This window comes from Ideonella sp. P3_A4 (assembly GCF_056403075.1).
In genome coordinates this window covers 1-538 of record NZ_JBFUGE010001371.1, presented here as the reverse complement: position 1 = coordinate 538, position 538 = coordinate 1, and the positions used below count along the sequence as shown (strand labels likewise).

Below are 538 nucleotides of genomic sequence, written 5' to 3'. Positions count from 1 at the left end.
GGACGGAAGAGGGCGCAGATCTTGTTTCCATCTGGATCGCGAACGTATGCCAGATACATTGAACCAAGCTTGCCTTCGCGAAGACCTGGCGGTTCTTCAATCGACGTGCCACCGTTTGATACTGCGACGTCGTGGAATTTCTGAACTTGCTCAGGCGAACTGCACTTGAAGCCAATGGTTCCGCCATTGGCGAAGGTCGCAGACTCTCCATTGATCGGCTGGCTTACACAAAACGTTCCACCGTCGTGTCGATAGAACAGACGGAGCTGCCCGGTCTTGTTTTCATTCTGAATTGGCTCTCCAGCACCGAGCACACCAAGAACAGCATCGTAGAAGCGCCTAGAGCGAGCAATGTCATCTGAACCAACCATCACGTGACTAAACATCTGTTCTTTCCTTCGTTTGATCTCGACGTGTGAGTTCTGGATTTGCCGAAGCGACGCAAAGTTGCTCTGTGCAGCCTAACGTTCGACGTAAGGGGCCTGCCGCAGGCAGGTCCCCTTGACGGAGGGGTTAGGCAGCTGGCGCATTGCTAAGC

General features: G+C 53.7%; 1 protein-coding gene. It reads right to left on the bottom strand.

The window, feature by feature from the left end; translation table 11 throughout:
- On the bottom strand, window positions 1–386 hold a 386-nt coding region (locus AC1DYI_RS38060), incomplete at its 3' end, for a VOC family protein (protein WP_477209218.1).
- Between the last annotated feature and the right edge of the window lie 152 nt (window positions 387–538).